The 16507-nt window shown below is 66.7% G+C and carries 13 protein-coding genes; 5 read left to right on the forward strand and 8 right to left on the reverse strand.

Going from position 1 to position 16507, the window contains the following annotated elements; all coding sequences use genetic code 11:
• Positions 1-21 precede the first annotated feature (21 nt).
• On the reverse strand, positions 22-1443 hold the full coding sequence (locus tag BN2156_RS13610; RefSeq protein ID WP_090515883.1) for a UbiD family decarboxylase: 1422 nt from the start codon (positions 1441-1443) through the stop codon (positions 22-24).
• A 285-nt stretch (positions 1444-1728) separates the two neighbouring features.
• Here BN2156_RS13610 and BN2156_RS13615 point away from each other — a divergent pair, with 285 nt between their 5' ends.
• Complete coding sequence (locus BN2156_RS13615; protein ID WP_066903902.1) at positions 1729-3204, forward strand: 4-hydroxyphenylacetate 3-hydroxylase family protein; 1476 nt, start codon at positions 1729-1731, stop codon at positions 3202-3204.
• A gap of 5 nt (positions 3205-3209) precedes the next feature.
• On the opposite strand, the gene BN2156_RS13620 is transcribed toward BN2156_RS13615, so the two are convergent.
• Entirely contained in the window at positions 3210-3794 is a 585-nt protein-coding gene (locus BN2156_RS13620; RefSeq protein ID WP_090514590.1) for a TetR/AcrR family transcriptional regulator, read from the reverse strand.
• Between the two features lie 92 nt (positions 3795-3886).
• Between BN2156_RS13620 and BN2156_RS13625 the strand changes: the two genes are divergently transcribed.
• Genes BN2156_RS13625 through BN2156_RS13635 form a run of 3 tightly spaced genes read left to right on the forward strand, consistent with a single transcriptional unit; the run spans position 3887 to position 7201 of the window.
• On the forward strand, positions 3887-5221 hold the full coding sequence (locus BN2156_RS13625; protein ID WP_090514591.1) for a carboxylesterase family protein: 1335 nt from the start codon (positions 3887-3889) through the stop codon (positions 5219-5221).
• 27 nt (positions 5222-5248) lie between these two features.
• On the forward strand, positions 5249-6382 hold the full coding sequence (locus tag BN2156_RS13630; protein ID WP_090514594.1) for an FAD-dependent oxidoreductase: 1134 nt from the start codon (positions 5249-5251) through the stop codon (positions 6380-6382).
• A gap of 15 nt (positions 6383-6397) precedes the next feature.
• Positions 6398-7201, forward strand: coding sequence for an alpha/beta hydrolase (locus BN2156_RS13635; RefSeq protein WP_162490797.1), 804 nt, complete (start codon positions 6398-6400; stop codon positions 7199-7201).
• Between the two features lie 79 nt (positions 7202-7280).
• On the opposite strand, the gene BN2156_RS13640 is transcribed toward BN2156_RS13635, so the two are convergent.
• From BN2156_RS13640 to BN2156_RS13650, 3 genes are all read right to left on the reverse strand, one after another.
• Complete coding sequence (locus BN2156_RS13640) at positions 7281-7985, reverse strand: FadR/GntR family transcriptional regulator (protein ID WP_235625296.1); 705 nt, start codon at positions 7983-7985, stop codon at positions 7281-7283.
• A gap of 42 nt (positions 7986-8027) precedes the next feature.
• Complete coding sequence (locus BN2156_RS13645; protein WP_308208236.1) at positions 8028-8282, reverse strand: hypothetical protein; 255 nt, start codon at positions 8280-8282, stop codon at positions 8028-8030.
• Between the two features lie 227 nt (positions 8283-8509).
• Positions 8510-11794, reverse strand: a complete 3285-nt coding sequence (locus tag BN2156_RS13650; protein WP_090514600.1) for an error-prone DNA polymerase — start codon at positions 11792-11794, stop codon at positions 8510-8512.
• A 144-nt stretch (positions 11795-11938) separates the two neighbouring features.
• Between BN2156_RS13650 and BN2156_RS13655 the strand changes: the two genes are divergently transcribed.
• Positions 11939-12943, forward strand: coding sequence for a hypothetical protein (locus tag BN2156_RS13655; RefSeq protein ID WP_235625297.1), 1005 nt, complete (start codon positions 11939-11941; stop codon positions 12941-12943).
• A gap of 87 nt (positions 12944-13030) precedes the next feature.
• On the opposite strand, the gene BN2156_RS13660 is transcribed toward BN2156_RS13655, so the two are convergent.
• The 3 genes from BN2156_RS13660 to BN2156_RS13670 form a co-directional block, all read right to left on the reverse strand.
• Entirely contained in the window at positions 13031-14587 is a 1557-nt protein-coding gene (locus BN2156_RS13660; protein WP_090514603.1) for an APC family permease, read from the reverse strand.
• Positions 14584-15486, reverse strand: a complete 903-nt coding sequence (locus BN2156_RS13665; RefSeq protein WP_090514605.1) for a universal stress protein — start codon at positions 15484-15486, stop codon at positions 14584-14586. Before BN2156_RS13665 ends, BN2156_RS13660 begins: the two co-directional genes overlap by 4 nt.
• 106 nt (positions 15487-15592) lie before the next feature.
• Entirely contained in the window at positions 15593-16462 is an 870-nt protein-coding gene (locus tag BN2156_RS13670; protein ID WP_090514608.1) for a MaoC family dehydratase, read from the reverse strand.
• Between the last annotated feature and the right edge of the window lie 45 nt (positions 16463-16507).

Genomic DNA, 16507 nt, shown 5'->3' on the forward strand with positions numbered 1-16507 from the left:
TTTCCACCTTTCTCGACCCCGTCAGAGCGGCAGTGTCGCCTTCCACCGATCGCGGATCTCGGCCCGGTACGGCTCGTCGAACCGGTTCGCCCGCGGGTAGGAGTCCTTCCACGCGAACGGCTTACACGCGTCGATCAGCACGATTCCCATCGACATGTCGCCGGCTTCCCGCTTGGCGGGCGACAATCGCGGGTCGATCGCGGTCGTGGGCGTCCGCAACACGTGGATCGATTCGGCCGGATCGACGCGGGTGAACAGCGCCCACAGCACGTGGTTGATGTCGGTGATGTCGATGTCCTCATCCACGACCACGAAATAGCGATCCACACCTCCGGTGCGCTTGCGGCCCGCCGCAGCGAGCAGCGCATGCATGGCATCGCCCGCGCCCGTCTGCTCGATCGAGATCACCATCATGAGCTGACGCGCGTAGGCCCAGACGCCCTTGATGTTCTGCACACCGGAGGCCTCCAGATGATCCCAGGTGACCGAGGCCGAGTACAGCGGCACCGCCTGATCGCCTGCGGGCACGGTAGGGATCATCGGCGGTGCGCCGAGGATGATCGGCGAATCCCGGTGCAGGATGCGCTGCACGCGCACGACGGTCTCGTCGCCGGCGTGGGTGAAGTAGCCGGTCCACTCCCCGAACGGACCCTCGTGCACCGACTCCTCTTCCACCGGCGGCATCTCGCCCTCGAAGACGATCTCGGCGTTGGCCGGAATCGGCAGGCCGGTGCCGGGCGCGGAGATGACCTCGACGCCGACGCCGCGTAGGCCACCCGCGACGTCGTACTCGCACACCCCCGATGGGGCGGCGATGGCGGCGGCGGTGGTCAGAATCGGATCGCAACCGACGACCACCGCGATCGGGCAGGCCGTGCCCCGATCCCAGTACTTCTTGGCGATCGCGAGCGCGTGCCGGTTCCCGAGCATCCACAGCGACAGCCGGTCCTTGCCCTGCACGCATCCCCGGTAGGTGCCGACGTTGACCCAACCGGTATCCGGATCACGCGTGATGACCATGCACGCGGTTCCGATGTAGCGGCCGCCGTCTCCGTCGTGCCACCGCGGCGTCGGGAACATCTCCAGGTCGACGTCATCGCCCTCGAGCACGTTCTCCAGGACCGCACCATCGGAAACCTCGACGGGCGGAATGGGTTCGATGCGCTTGCCGAGGTCCTTCCAAGCGCGGATGATGTCCATCGCCGGGGTATCGGCGGGCAGGCCCAGGGCGACCGCACAGCGCGACACAGTCCCCATGAAGTTGGTGAAAACGCGATATCCCGTCGGGTATCCGGGGATGTCGTCGAAAAGCAGTGCCGGGCCCTCTTTCTCGGCCGACAGCTCGGTGATGCAACCGATTTCGAGATCCCAGTTGGCACCCTTGATCGTCTGCACCTCATCGGCACCGAGCTTCTCGGTCAGCGTGTCGATGTAATGCCGCAGGTCGCGGAAAACCGCCATGTCTCAACCCCTTGCATCCGAATGTGTTTCGCGCATCGAGCCCGTCGGACGGCCCGGTACTTCCACCTTGCGACGACAACACCCATATGTCCAATAGATAGTTCGGATATCCAGCATCCGATCGACAGATGCCAGTCGTTCCGGCTGCCGGACCGGCGGCATTGCTGCAGCCCACCGGCAATTCATACGGTCATCACCGGAAAGCCGATGACCCGAAACCACAGCGGGCCACGACGAAGTCGCATCACCACCATTGGAGGACACGGAATGGCGGCACGAACCGGCAAGGAGTACATCTCGGGGTTGCGTGACGGACGCGAGGTATGGATCGGCGGTCAACGCGTCTCCGATGTAACGGAATTCGAACCGTTCGCGGGTGCGGTGCAGTCAGTGGCGGGCCTGTACGACCTGCAGCACGACCACGCCGATGACTGCCTGTTCACGCATCCGGAGACGGGCGAACCGACCAACATCAGCCATCTCATCCCCCGCTCACGGGAGGATATCGCGCGCCGTGGAACGGCTTTGGCACACGCGGCCCGGTATTCGGTCGGATTGCTCGGCCGGTCGCCCGACTACGTCAACGTCTCCCTTGCCGGCCATGCCGGGCGGTCCGACGTCTGGTCACGCAACGGAAACGAAGAGGGCGCGGCCAATCTCGTGCGATTCCAGGCCGATCTGGCCCGCGACGACCTGGCGCTGACCCACGCGATCATCCGGCCGACCGTCGACAAGGGCATCGGCGACCTCGCCGCCGCCGACGGCCAGATGGCGCTGCACAAGGTCGCTGACACCGCGGACGGCATCGTGGTACGCGGCGCGATGGTGCTCAGCACCCTCGCCCCGTTCTCGGACGAGGTCGCGGTCTACCCGGGCCAGCCGCTGCCCAAAGATGCCCACAAGTACGCGATCGCGTTCTCCGCACCCATCGCCTCCCCCGGGCTCAGGCTCCTGTGCCGTGATGCGTTCTCGACCGACATGGCCCATTTCGACGCACCCTTCTCGGGACGCTTCGACGAGCAGGATGCCTTCCTGATCTTCGATGATGTCGAAATCCCGCGCAGCCGGGTGTTCATCGACGGCAACACCGAGGTGTGGAACGCCGCCATGATGAACGGTTGGACCGCCAACATCATGCAGCAGACCACGATTCGCGCCGAGGCCAAGCTGCGCTTCGCCTACGAGCTGGTCAGCAGGTTCTGCAAGTCGATCAATGCGTCAGACCCGCGTACCAAGGAGTTGCTCGGCGAACTGTGGACGTACGCCGAGATGACCCGCGCGCTGCTGGTGGCCGCGGAGGCGGGCGCGCGAGAGTGGGGTAACGGCATCTGGTTCTGCGACGAGCGTCCGTTCCGAGCCTTGCGTCCGACGCTGCCACAGTGGTTCCCGAGGGTGAACGAGATCATCAAGCTGCTCGGCTCCCACAACCTGCTCGCCACCCCGTCCGAGGCCGCCTTCGACAATCCGGAACTACGCCCCCTGCTCGACAAGTATCTGCAGGGCGCGAACCGGTTCGACGCCAAGGAACGCGTCCGCCTGTTCCGGGCGGCCTGGGATTTCGCCGGAACCGCTCTGGGCGGGCGCAATGAACTGTACGAGCGGTTCTACCTCGGCTCGGCCGCCCGCTCCTATCAACTCGACCATGACGTCGCACAGTTCGAGATGTCGGAGTCACTGGTCGATCCCCTGCTGCGAATTGCCGAGGCCGCCGAAAAAGACGAACAGGCACCGGCTTTCATTTAGGACGACTATTTCGGCGCGATCCCGGGCAGGACCAGGCGCACCACCCGCTGGGGCAGGTCCGCCGGGATCGGGTCGCCGATATGGCTCACATACAGGTGAACCAGCCCGCCGAGCGTCAGCACCACCAGCTGTGCGTCGGTATCGGCGGCGACCTCGCCGCGGGTGATCCCGCGTTTGATGATCTCCTCGGCAGCCGATAAGCGCTGTAACCAGAATTCACGGCGGGCGGCCTCAACTTCGGGATCGGTGTCGGAGACCACGGTGCTGCGGATCATCGCCGTCCCCGCGCGGGTCTGGGCGAACCGGGCGAGATCGGCGGTGAAGGTCTCCAGATCAGATTCGACCGAGCCGGTGTCGGGTATCGGGATCTCCGCTGCGGTACGAGAGACCAACGCGTCGACCAGCAACCGCGACAGCGTCTTCCATCGCCGATACAGCGACGTCTCGTGAACCCCGGCCGCTTCGGCGATGTCGGCGATGCGGACGTTGTCGATCCCGACGGCCTCGATTCGGGCGATCGTGGCATCCAGGACCAGCGCCCGCAGCTTGGCGCCGCGCACCTGCCGGTCAGGATTCGGCCGATCAACCATGACCCCATTATCGCAGTCCAACTTGCGATACGCGAACCCGCCGCCTACTCTGGAAATATCGCAAGTCAACTTGCGATAGAAGGTGGGAAGGTATGCACGACGAGGTGCTGACCACGTCAGGCCAGTGGCGCGGCCGCCGGTCCGACGACGTCGCGGTCTTCCGCGGAATTCGCTACGCGCAGGCTGACAGGTTCGGGCCGCCCCGGCCGACCCCCTTGGCCGACAGCATGTTCGATGCCACTGACCGTGGCCCGTCCGCACCCCAACTGCCGTCGCGTCTGGAAGCGATCATGGGCGCACCGGCCCGGTACCGGCAGAGCCCGGATTGCTTGCGCGTCACGGTCACCGCGCCGGCCGGCGCCGAACCGGGCTCCCGGCCGGTCCTGGTCTGGCTGCACGGCGGGGCCTACCTGTCCGGCAGCGGCGAGTGGAATCTCTACGACGCCGACCACCTGGTACGGCAAACCGACATTGTGGTCGTCGCCGTCAGCTACCGCGTCGGCGCCTTCGGCTATCTGCGCGCCGCCGGCGTTTCGCCGGGCAACCTGGGGCTGCTCGATCAGATCACCGCACTGGAGTGGGTACGCGACCACATCACAGAGTTCGGCGGGGACCCGTCGCGGGTCACGGTCGCAGGCCAGTCCGCCGGCGCGCAATCCGTCGTCGCCATGCTCGGGATCGAGCGTACTCGAACACTTTTCGACCAGGTCATCATCCAGAGCGCGCCGCTGGGCATCGCATTCCACAGTCCGGATCAAGCGCAACGGGTGGCCGACGTCGTCCTCGGCGAACTCGGTACCGATCCCCGCGAGACGACCGACGCCGAGATTCTCGACGCGCAGGCCCGTGCCGCCCGTCGGCTGGCCGGGCGGCTCGGACTCAATTCGGCACCCCCGCTGCGACCGGTCAGCGGGATCACTCCCCTGCCCGACGAACCGGAATGGCGGCAGAAACTCATCGAGCGGGCCGCTGACCTACGGGTCCTGATCGGCACCACCGCCGACGAGATGGCGGCCTTCTACGGTCCGCACCCGTTCTTCTCGGCACTGCGCCGCGTTCCGGTGATCGGCAAACCCCTCGCCCTGATCGCGCAGAAAGCAGTACAGGCCAAGGCCTTCGACAAACCGACAGACCAACTCGCCGATCTGCTCGCCGATGCCGGTGCGGGCGTGTACCGGTACCGCGTCGGGTCACTGCATCCGGCGAACCCGCTCGGCGCCTGCCACTGCATCGAGCTCCCGCTGTTGTTCGGCGATGGTGAGACCTGGGAGCACGCGCCGATGGTGTCACCACTAACCGCCGACGAGATCACCGCGGTCGGCGTACGCACCCGCGAGCACTGGGGACAGTTCGTCCACACCGGCGAAATCTCCGGGGACTGGCGGATGCACCGGCCCGGGTCCCGGCGCCTGCATTCGCTGCCCTGACCACCCCATCGACACAGAGAGGCCACCATGAGCAAAGCCACCGTCATCGGCGGCGGCATCGGCGGATTGACCGCCGCCACCGCACTTGCCCGCCGCGGCTGGACCGTCCGGTTGCACGAGCGTCAACCCGAGATCCGCGCGGTAGGAGCCGGTATCTATGTGTGGGACAACGGCCTGCTCGCGCTCGAATCGATCGGAGCGTTCGACGAGGCCACCCACGGCGCGCACATCGGCCCGGCCGCCGAAGCGCGGTCACGTCGCGGAAAGACCTTGTACCGCATCGATATCAACGGCGACGGCCAAGCCCGGTGCTACACCCTGCTGCGGGAGGTACTGATCCGCGCGTTGGTCAACGCCGCGTGCGACGCGGGCGTCGAGCTCATCACCGACTCGGTGGCCACTGCGGTCCATGCCGACGGGACAGTCGATTTCGATGACGGGCACACCGAGGTCGCGGATCTGGTGGTCGCCGCCGACGGCGTGCACTCACGGCTACGCGACAGCCTCGACCTGGCCTATCGCCGGACCCGCATGACCCAGGGGGCGGCTCGGCTGATGATCCCGGCCTCGGCCGACTACCTGTCCGACGAGGACCGGGTGAAACACCTCGAGTACTTCCAGGGGCGACGCCGGCTGCTGTACACGCCGTGCACGCCGGAGTGGGTCTACCTGGCGTTGGTCTGCGACGCGGGCGATCCGGCGATCGACGGAGCACGCGTGAACGTGGCGCAATGGCAACGCAGCTTCCCGATGCTCTCGGCGCTGCTCGATGCCACTGCCGACGTACCGATCCGTTGGGACACCTTCGAGTTCGTTCGGTTGTCGACGTGGTCACGCGGCACGGTCGCTTTTCTCGGCGACGCCGCGCATGCCCAGCCGCCCTATCTGGGCCAGGGCGGCGGAACCGCCATGACCAACGCGATCGCACTGGCCGCGGCGGTGAGCCGCCCCGGCATCGGGGGTCCGGAGGCGCTCAGGGCCTGGGAACGGCACACGCGCCCGGAGATCGAACGAACGCAACGCACGTCCTACGGCATGCGGTTGCTCAACCACATCCCCGATGCCGTGCGGGTGCCGTTGCTGTCCACCGTCGGCCGCGTACCCGGGTTTTCCGATCTGCACCTGTCCACCGCCCGGCGGCAATCGGCCGCCACCGTCTAGATGGAGGAGAACAGCATGACCAACACGATGACCGTCAACGGAGTCCAGATCGCGTTCGTCGACGAGGGACTCGAGCCGGGTCCGGTGATCGTCCCACTCACCGGGTGGGCACACGACCACCGCGCCTTCGATCGGCTGGTCCCGCATCTCATTCCGAAACACCGTGTGGTCCGGGTGTGCTGGCGCGGCCACGGACCCGACCGCACCCCGGTTGGCGACTTCGGGGTGGCCGAGCAGGTCGCCGACACCATCGCGCTGCTGGACGCGTTGGAGATCGAGACGTTCGTGCCCGTCGCGCATGCGCACGGCGGCTGGGCCGCGCTGGACATCGCCGAGCAACTGGGTCCCGATCGGGTGCCGGCCGTGATGATCCTCGACCTGATCATGACGCCCGCACCGCCGGAGTTCGTCGCCGGCCTGCACGCGATCCAGCAGCGCGAGACGTGGTTGGCCGGCCGAGACGGCCTCGTGCAGTCCTGGCTGGACGGCAGCGACAACCCGGCGGTCCGCTACCACATGCAACACGAGGCCGGCGGATTCGGTTTCGACATGTGGTCACGCGCGTGCCGTGTCATCGAGAACGCGTACAACACCTGGGGTTCCCCGATGGGGCGGATGGAGAAGCTCACCCAGCCGCGGCCGATCCGGCATGTCTTCTCCCACCCGAAGTCACCCGACTACGACGCGCTGCACGACGAATTCTGCAGCCGTAACCCGTGGTTCAGCTACACCCGGCTGCCCGGTGAGACGCACTTCCCCGGAATCGAAATGCCCGAGCACGTCGCGGCCGAGCTGGCCGACCTGCTCCGTGAGTGTTGACCGGATTCGAGGGTGCCGGGCGCTACCGGGTCCGGGTGGGCGAGAGCGTCGCAGCTGCCGACCGACGGGTGATATTCGGCTAACCCGTTGGCGCACCGGGGACGCTACAGACCATGACGCGGCGGGCCACCAGAGCCGCAGCCCGTGGATCTCCCCGCTCGATCGCCGAGTAGAGATCGGCATGCGCCTTCTCATCGCGGCGGACAGTGGCCGCCGACCACTGGTCGTGACTCGAAAAGATCGCTTCGGAATTGGCCCGGAGCGTCCCTGCGAAGGATTCGTACAACGTCACGAGCACCGAGTTATGCGTTGCCGCAACGACGGCCGCGTGGAACCGGAGGTCGGCTTCGATGAGGTCGGCCGTGCTCGACGCCGACTGCCGCGCCGTCAGGGCGCGCTTGATCTGTTCAAGGTCCGCTTGAGTGCGACGATGCGCGGCCAGCCGGCCGGCCTCGACCTCCAACAGCAGCCGAACCTCGGCGACGTCGCCGATGTCGGACTGCTGGATTCGACGATCGAGTTCTGAAACCGGCGTTGCGGAGACCACGAAGGTGCCGGAGCCTTGTCTGGAACTCAGTTGACCGGAGGCGATCAGGGACCGGACGGCTTCCCTGCTGGTGGACCGGCCGACCCCGAGAAGCCTGGCCAGCTCCTGCTCATTCGGAATGCGGGCACCAACTGGCCACTCGCCCTGCTTGATCAGACGACTCAATTCGGCGCTGCACTGCACGACGAGCGAATCACGTTCGACCGTACGAACCGCCACCGCCAGCCTCCTCGTCATCAGAAAATCCTCTGATGATCTTAGGGGTCGTGGTCGAACTGCTCAGCACTTCACGTCGACATACACCGTCTTACCGGTGACCGTGGTGGAGAGGTCGCCGCCCGGAACGCCGTGGTCGGTGCGCGAATACGTCTGGCCGGGCCGAACCGCGGTGACCGAACAGTCATCGGTTCGTCCTGTGCCGAATCTGTTGACGACGACGGCATATCCCTGCGCCTTGAGCTTGCTGACGACCTGATCAACCGAAGACGGTCCGGAGGGCGCCGCACTGACCACTGCAGCCGGACCGAACAACACGCCGAGGAGCGCTGCTACCGCCCCCAGCGTCCGGCCCAGTGGCGTTGGACGAGAGCGTGGTTGAACACGTCCACACCATTTGCTGGTCATGCACTTCATTTGGATCCCCTTCCGCACTTCGGACCGATCCGACCTCCGGCGAACTCGAAAATTGCTCAGGTCCTCTGAGGACTTGAGGTTAACACGAGCCGCGTCCCAGTCATAAGGGTTACCTAACTCACAGTGGGTCAGCGGAAGTCTCGCGACCGCGAGCCGACCTTCAGCTCGACCGGGCCCATCCGGTCGGCGATCACGGTGACCGCCCCGCTGGCGTTCTGCACGATGCCGCGGACCACCAGCGCCGGTGCCGTCTGCGCCAGCTTGCGGTAGCGCGCCCACACCCCCGGCGCACACAGCACGTTGACCATCCCGGTCTCGTCTTCGAGGTTCATGAACGTCACGCCCTGCGCGGTCGCCGGACGCTGCCGGTGAGTCACCGCCCCGGCAACCAGGATCCGGGTTCCGTCGACGACATCCAGCAACTTGTCGGCGGGAATCACCCCCAGCGCGTCGAGGTCGGCGCGCAGGTACTGAGTGGGATAGCTGTCCGGCGAGACACCGGTGGCCCACACGTCGGCAGCCGACAGCTCCAGGGCGCTCATCCCCGGCAACGGCGGCACGTGCGACGACGAGCCCACCCCCGGCAGTCGGTCCGGCCGCTGAGTGGCCGCCGCACCCGCTGCCCACAGCGCCTCGCGCCGGCTGATCTTGAAGCAACCCAGCGCACCGGCGGTGGCCAGCGCCTCGGTCTGCGGTACCGACAGCTGCACCCGGTTGGTCAGGTCGATCAGGGTTTCGAACGGCCCGTTGGCATTTCGCTCGTCGACCAGGCGCTGGGCCAGCTCGTCGCCGATGTGGCGGACGCTGCCCAGCCCCAGCCGCACGTCCATGCCTGCGCTTTCCAGCGTGGCGTAGGCCAGGCTGGCGTTGACATCAGGGCCGTGTACCACTACCCCGTGCCGGCGCGCGTCGGCCACCAGCGACTGTGGCGAGTAGAACCCCATCGGCTGTGCCCGCAGCAGCGCCGCGCAGAACGCCGCCGGATGGTGGAGTTTGAACCACGACGAGTAGAACACCAATGACGCGAAACTCAGCGAATGACTCTCCGGGAAACCGAAATTGGCGAACGCCTCCAGTTTCTCGTAGATCCGCTCGGCCACGTCACCGGTGATGCCGTGAAGCTCGGCCATGCCGTCATAGAACCGGCTCCGCAGCCGGCGCATCTTCTCGGTGGAGCGTTTGGAACCCATCGCCCGGCGCAACTGGTCGGCCTCGGCCGGAGTGAAACCCGCACAGTCGACGGCCAATTGCATGAGCTGTTCCTGGAACAGTGGCACCCCCAGCGTTTTCTTCAGCGCCGGCTCCATCGAGGGATGGTCATAGGTGACCTTCTCCAGACCGTTGCGCCGCTTGATGTAAGGGTGCACCGAGCCGCCCTGGATCGGGCCGGGCCGGATCAGCGCAACCTCGACCACCAGGTCGTAGAACTCCCGCGGCTTGAGCCGGGGCAGGGTGGCCATCTGTGCGCGGGACTCCACCTGGAACACCCCGACCGAGTCGGCCTTCTGCAGCATCTCGTAGACCGCCGGTTCGGACAGATCCAGCTTGGCCAGGTCCACGGTGATGCCCTTGTGCTCGGCCAGTAGATCGATGGCGTAGTGCAGCGCCGAGAGCATGCCGAGGCCGAGCAGGTCGAACTTGACCAAACCGATTGCCGCACAGTCATCTTTGTCCCACTGCAGCACGCTGCGGTTGGCCATGCGGGCCCATTCCACCGGGCACACGTCGGCGATCGGGCGGTCACAGATCACCATGCCGCCGGAGTGGATGCCGAGGTGCCGCGGCAGGTTGGCGATCTGGGTGGCCAACTCGATCACCGGCTGCGGGATGTCCTCTGCCTCTGGCGAGTCCGGACGCCCATTCCACCGGCTGAGCTGCTTGCTCCAGGCGTCCTGCTGCCCCTGGGAGAAACCCAGCGCTCGGGCCATGTCGCGGACCGCACTGCGTCCGCGATAGGTGATGACGTTGGCGACCTGGGCGGCGTAATCACGGCCATAACGCTCGTAGACGTACTGAATGACGTTCTCGCGCAGGTCCGATTCGATGTCGATATCGATGTCGGGTGGACCGTCGCGGGCCGGGGACAGGAACCGTTCGAACAGCAGCTCGTTGGCGATCGGGTCGACGTTGGTGACCTTGAGCGCATAGCAGACCGCCGAATTGGCCGCCGATCCCCTGCCCTGGCACAGGATGTCGTTGTCGCGACAGAACCGGGTGATGTCATGCACCACAAGGAAATAGCCCGGGAACTTCAGTTGCTCGATGATGCGCAGCTCGTGTTCGATCTGTGCATAGGCCTTCTTGGCATGGTTGATCGGCCCGTACCGCTCAGCCGCCCCCGTCATGACCAGATGCCGCAGCCAGCTGTCCTCGGTATGTCCGGCTGGGACGTCGAACGGTGGCAGTTGCGGGGCGATGAGCGCCAGCGCGAAGGCACATTGATCACCGAGATCCGCTGCTGCCGTCACGATCTCGGTACCGAACCGCCGGGCCATCTCCTCCCCCGAGCGCAGATGCGACCCGCCCAGTGGGGCCAGCCACCCGGCCGCGGTATCCATCGAGTTGCGGGCCCGGATCGCGGCCATCGCCATGGCCAGCCGGCCCCGCTCGGGGGCGGCGAAGTGCGCACCGGTGGTGGCTACCACCGGTATGCCGAACCGTGGAGCCAGCCCGGCCAGAGCGGCGTTGCGCTCGTCGTCACACGGATGGCCGTGATGGGTGAGCTCGATGCTGACCCGGTCCGCCCCGAAGCGGTCCACCAGGTCGGCCAGTGCGGTGGCGGCGGCTTCCGGACCGCCTTCCGAGAGCGCCTGGCGGACATGACCTTTGCGACAGCCGGTGAGGATGTGCCAGTGCCCACCGGCGGCCTCGGTGAGCTCGTCGAAGTCGTAGCGGGGCTTACCCTTCTCACCGCCGGCCAGGTGCGCCTTGGCGATCTCGCGGGACAGCCGCCGGTATCCCTCCGGCCCACGGGCCAGCACCAGCAGGTGCGGGCCGGGCGGATCGGGGTCCTCGGTGCGGGGGACGTTTCCCAGCGACAGCTCGGCACCGAACACCGTGGCCACGTCAAGCTCCCTGGCCGCCTCGGCGAACCGCACCACGCCGTAGAGCCCGTCATGGTCGGTCAGCGCGATGGCCCGCAGGTTCAACCGGGCCGCCTCCTCGACCAACTCCTCCGGCGTACTCGCTCCATCGAGGAAGCTGTAGGCACTGTGCGTGTGCAGTTCGGCGTAACGCACCGAACCGCCGATGCGGGAGATGTCCGGCTGTTGATAGGCACCACGCTTGCGGGACCAGGCCGGGCTGTCCCCGCCGTCGCCGGCGGGCTCCAGCGGCAGCCCGGACCGGCGGGGCTTGCCGGGAAGCACCCGCTCCATCTCCGACCAGCTCGGCGGCCCGTTATGCCAACCCACCAGACCAGTGTATCGAACAATTGTTCGAACCAGGAGTGGCGTGGGTGCATGGCAGCACGTGGGTGTAGGTCACCTCGTGATGCCGATCACGCCGCGGCCCCCTACGATGCCTCTGGGCTGGGGATCGGGTCTGAAAGGCAGGCAATGGCCACAACGTCAGCGTCAACCAAGTACATCGGCTATCTCGGTGGTGTCGCGGTAGCGGCAGGAGTCGGAGCGGCGATCGCCGTGGCCGGCCAAGGCACCGCCCACGCGGATTCGGGTGACGGCGCGGCCAAGGAATCGACCAGCAGCACGTCGAGCGTCAACGCTGGGCCCAAGCGTGGTGAAACAAAGGCCGGCGACACCAAGCGCGCCAAGCCGCTGTCCAAGGTCAAGGACAGCGTCAAGGAAAGCATCGACAAGCAGGCCGACAAGATCGAGAAGGCGGCCGCGCACGTCACCAAGACCGTGCAGGCCGCCAAGCCCGCCAAGCCGGTGGCTGTCAAGCCCAAGCCGAAGCCGAGTGCCGAGGAGTTCGAGGCCGGCCAGGTCGCCAAGCTCAAGGACCTGTTCGCTCCCAAGCAGGCCGCGGCTCCCAAGCCGACGCCCGTGGTGGAGGAAAAGCCGGATACCGAGACAGTCGCGCAGCCGACGAGCAAGACCTCGGTCACCCCGAAGGTCGCCGCAGTCCAGGACCAGGCAGCTACGCCGTGGGACCCCAACCCCCTGCGCGACAATGATCCCGAGCCGAAGGACATTCCCCCCGAGATCCTGGATCTGCGGGATGCGTTGATGGGCGCCGCGCCGAACGAGCTCAAACCGCTTGTGCGCGAGGCGACCGAGCAGATCTACCGGGGCACCCAAATCGTGCCGTGGGTGAATGCGGTGATCCCGATCAGCAAGATTCTGCCCAGCCTGGCACCGGCGCTGGGTGACGATGACGCCGCGCGGGCTGCCCGGCAGACCATCATCAACGAGCTGATCAAGACCACGCCGCCGGGGTCGGCGGTGTACTACGGCTACGACATCATCGCCGACTTGATCAACCTGGAGGAGCCCGGCGCCGAACTCAAGGTCCAGGCCGTGACCACGGTGTGGGACCTGCTGGATCCGTTCGAGTTGGCGCACAACAAGGGCGAGTCCGGCATCGGCAACGCGGCCGGATAGCTCGGAGGCTTCGACCGCGAAATCAACGCTGTGGTCGTGAAGACCGTGCGGTGACGACCATTTCGTTGATTTCGCGGTGCTCGTGCGTCAGTCCACCAGCGACGGTGTGTCGTAGCGCAGTGTCTCGCCGCGGAAGAACGCCGGATTGACCGACCGCCAGATCAACATGAGCACGGCACCGAACAGCAGCACGCCGAAGCCGATGAAGAACACCAGGCCGATGCCGCCGATCGCCGCGCCGCTGGCGTTCTCCGGGTCCATGCTCTCGCCGATCGAGATCACGAACACCGCCGCGAGCACGATCCCGCCGAGCAGTGGGAACAGGAACTTGAACACCACGTTGTGGGCGCTGGTGAACAGCTCCCGGCGGAAGTACCACACGCACGCGAACGCGGTGATGCCGTAGTACCAGCAAATCATGATGCCAAGGGCGGCAATGGTATCCAGCAAGGCGCTCTCTGACAGCAGACTCACCACGGTGTAGAACACACCGGTGACGACGCCCGCGACGACGGTCGCGTAGGTGGGCACAAGGTAGCGCGGGCTGACCTCGGCGAAGCGCGGCGGGAAGGCCTTGTAGGCGCCCATCGCCAGCATCGCCCGCGCGGCGGGCAGGAACGTGGTCTGCAGGCTGGCCACCGACGAGGCCAGGATCGCCAGGAACAGCAGCGGGCCGGCCCAGGTGCCCAGCACGGGGTCCGCCAGTGCGGCGAACACGTTCTCGGCATTGTCCGGATTGCCCAGTCCGAGGTCGGATTCGCCGACGCCGGCGTACATCATGACCGCGACCGCGATCAGCAGGTACGTCGCGAGGATGGACAGCACGCAGAGCAATCCGGCCCGGCCCGGCACCTTCGTCGGATCCTTGGATTCCTCCCCCAGCGTCAGGCAGGTGTCCCAGCCCCAGAAGGCGAAGATCGATCCGGTCACGCCAACCACGAAGGCGCTCAACACCAGTCCGCTGAACGGGTTGAACCAGTCGAGGTCGAACGACAAGCCGGCCGGGGCGTCGCCGCGGCCCACATGGACGAACGCCAGCACCGCGAACGCCAGCAGCACCACCATCTGGAAACCCACCAGGACGTACTGCACCCGTTCACTCGTTGTGATGCCGCGACTGGCGATGGCAGTCGCGATCACCAGGAACACCAGCGTGGTAACGATATTGATGGCCTTGTTGTCGGCGAGCTCGGCGATCGGCGGGTGGTTGGTGACCCGGGCGATGAACAGGTAGAAGAACTCGACGGCGATAGCGGCGAGGTTGGACAGCACGATGATGGACGCGACCACCATGCCCCATCCGCACATCCAGCCGACATATGGCCCGAATGCCTTGGTGGACCACGTGAACGACGCACCGCAGTCAGGCGCACGCGAATTCAGCTCGCGGTAGGCGTACGCGGTCAGGAACATCGGGATGAAGCCGGCGATGAAGATCGCAGGCATCTTCAGCCCGACCGCGGCGACGATCAGGCCGATGCTCGCCGTCAGTGTGTATCCGGGTGCCACACATGAGATCCCGAGGATCGCACCCGAGAACGTACCGACCTTGCCCGCGGCAAGCCCCTTGGACACCAGCCCCGCCGGGTGTTCGGCCTCCTCGAGCTTCTGATGCGACTCGCGTTCCGATGCGGACTCGGTCATGAGTTGTCCTCGCCGTCTTTCAGTTCATCCCGGGGCACAACCACCATGGGTACGTCCAACACCCGTAACATCTTCGCCGCGGTGGAGCCGAGGAAGATCCGCCGTGGCGCGCTGAGCCGACTGGACCCGACCATGATGACGTCACCGTCATCCCAGCTCAACTGTTCGACGGCAGCCTCGACGCTTGGGCCGTTGACGATGGTGGAGGTCACCGGAAAATCAGCCGGCAGTTCGTTTCTGGCCGCATCGAGGGTGCGTTCGGCGTGGGCGAGCGCGTGCGACCGGACCGCCTCGGCGTCGCCGCGCAGCGAGCCGAAAGTCGGATCGAGTGCGACCAACGACACCAGCCGCAGCGGGACGTCCGCCACCCGGCTGGCCCGGACCGCGGTGGCGAGCAACAGATCCGAACCCTGACGCCGGCCGATGGCGCAGGTGATCTCGTGCACGCGCTGCACCCGGGAATCACGGGTTCCGCGCGGCGCCACCGCGACCGGCACCGGTGAGGAGTGCAGCAGTTCGTTGACCACCGACCCCAGCGAGAAGCTGCCGACCAGTCCGCCGCCGGCGCCACCGACCACGATGGCGGCCGCCTGCAGCCGCAGCGCTTCGCGGATCAGGCCGTCGGTGAACGACTCGTCGAAGCTCAGATGCGTGTGCGCCACAACGTCGTCGGGCACCGAGGCCAAGGCGTCGTCCAGCCAGCCCTGCGCCTGTTCGGCCACGACTTCCTCGTAGCCGCCACCTTTGGGTACGGTCCCCGGCGGCGCGGTGTCGGGCGGTAGCACGATGCAGATGTTGACCTCGGCGCCCAATGTCCGGGCGAACCGGACCGCCAAGGCCAGAGCATCGGCGCCACCGGGGGTGGCCAGATATCCAACGACCAGGTTTGCCTGCGTCATCCGCCACCACCCATCCCGCACCGCCCCGTGCGCGCCGTAGTGGTTCGATCCTGTCAACCCACCACGCGGCGTGCAGGGCTTCTACGAAATTGCCGGACCGGCCGGATCAGTCGGAATACTCAGCGGCGCCGTCCTCGAGCACGAGCCGGGCATCTGTCCCGTCGGGACCGCTGGCCTCGGTGCGGAACACCGCCCGGCCGGCTTCGGTACGCCAGATCGACGTCGTCAGCGTCTCTCCCGGGAACACCGGCGAACTGAACCGCGCCGCCACCGCATGGACCTTGGTGGCGTCGCCGCCGCCGAGCTCGGCCACCAGCGCCCGGCCGGCCACCCCGTAGGTGCACAGGCCGTGCAGGATCGGCTTCGGGAACCCGGCGAGATTCTTCGCGAACCACGGATCGCTGTGCAGGGGGTTGCGATCCCCGGAGAGCCGGTAGATCAGCGCCTGGTCCTCACGGGTGGGCAGCACCACCTGGGCGTCGGGTTCGCGGTCGGGAATCTGCGGTGCCTCCGGGCGCTGCCCCGGCTGCCCGCCGAATCCGCCTTCGCCCCGAATGACCACGGTGGTAAGGGTTTCCGCGACGACCTCGCCGCTGGCCGGATCGGTGCCGATGCCCTTGAGCATGACCACCGCGTTCTTGCCCTCACCCTTGTCCTGGATGTCGGCGACCTCGGAGACCACGGTCAGCTTTCCGGACGGGGGCAGCGGCCGGTGCAACCGGATCTCCTGGGACCCGTGCAGCAGCATGCTGAAGTTGAAGGTGCCGATCTTGAGCGCCGCCGGGAACGCCGAGCACGCGATCACCGCATAGGTCGGCAACACCTGCTGTTCGATCTCGTGGCTGTTCTCGGTGGTGAAGGCAAGGTCATCGGTGCCTGCGCCGACCCCGATGGCGTACAGCAGGGTGTCGCGGTCGGTCCAGTCGAACTGAATCGGATCGGTCGTCTCGCCAATGGCGTCCGGATTGAGGGGCATGCGTGCCGACGATAGTTGAGTCGACCGCCCTTGTTGACGTTTGCC

Source organism: Mycolicibacterium neworleansense, assembly GCF_001245615.1.
In the GTDB taxonomy this organism is placed as follows: Bacteria; Actinomycetota; Actinomycetes; order Mycobacteriales; family Mycobacteriaceae; genus Mycobacterium; species Mycobacterium neworleansense.

Bases quoted from the DNA above. Each gene is read 5' to 3' on its own strand.
- BN2156_RS13620 (WP_090514590.1), bottom strand. From the start codon at position 3,794: ATGGTTGATCGGCCGAATCCTGACCGGCAGGTGCGCGGCGCCAAGCTG.
- BN2156_RS13660 (WP_090514603.1), bottom strand. From the start codon at position 14,587: ATGACCGAGTCCGCATCGGAACGCGAGTCGCATCAGAAGCTCGAGGAG.
- BN2156_RS13625 (WP_090514591.1), top strand. From the start codon at position 3,887: ATGCACGACGAGGTGCTGACCACGTCAGGCCAGTGGCGCGGCCGCCGG.
- BN2156_RS13665 (WP_090514605.1), bottom strand. From the start codon at position 15,486: ATGACGCAGGCAAACCTGGTCGTTGGATATCTGGCCACCCCCGGTGGC.
- BN2156_RS13630 (WP_090514594.1), top strand. From the start codon at position 5,249: ATGAGCAAAGCCACCGTCATCGGCGGCGGCATCGGCGGATTGACCGCC.
- BN2156_RS13615 (WP_066903902.1), top strand. From the start codon at position 1,729: ATGGCGGCACGAACCGGCAAGGAGTACATCTCGGGGTTGCGTGACGGA.
- BN2156_RS13640 (WP_235625296.1), bottom strand. From the start codon at position 7,985: ATGACGAGGAGGCTGGCGGTGGCGGTTCGTACGGTCGAACGTGATTCG.
- BN2156_RS13635 (WP_162490797.1), top strand. From the start codon at position 6,398: ATGACCAACACGATGACCGTCAACGGAGTCCAGATCGCGTTCGTCGAC.
- BN2156_RS13655 (WP_235625297.1), top strand. From the start codon at position 11,939: ATGGCCACAACGTCAGCGTCAACCAAGTACATCGGCTATCTCGGTGGT.
- BN2156_RS13670 (WP_090514608.1), bottom strand. From the start codon at position 16,462: ATGCCCCTCAATCCGGACGCCATTGGCGAGACGACCGATCCGATTCAG.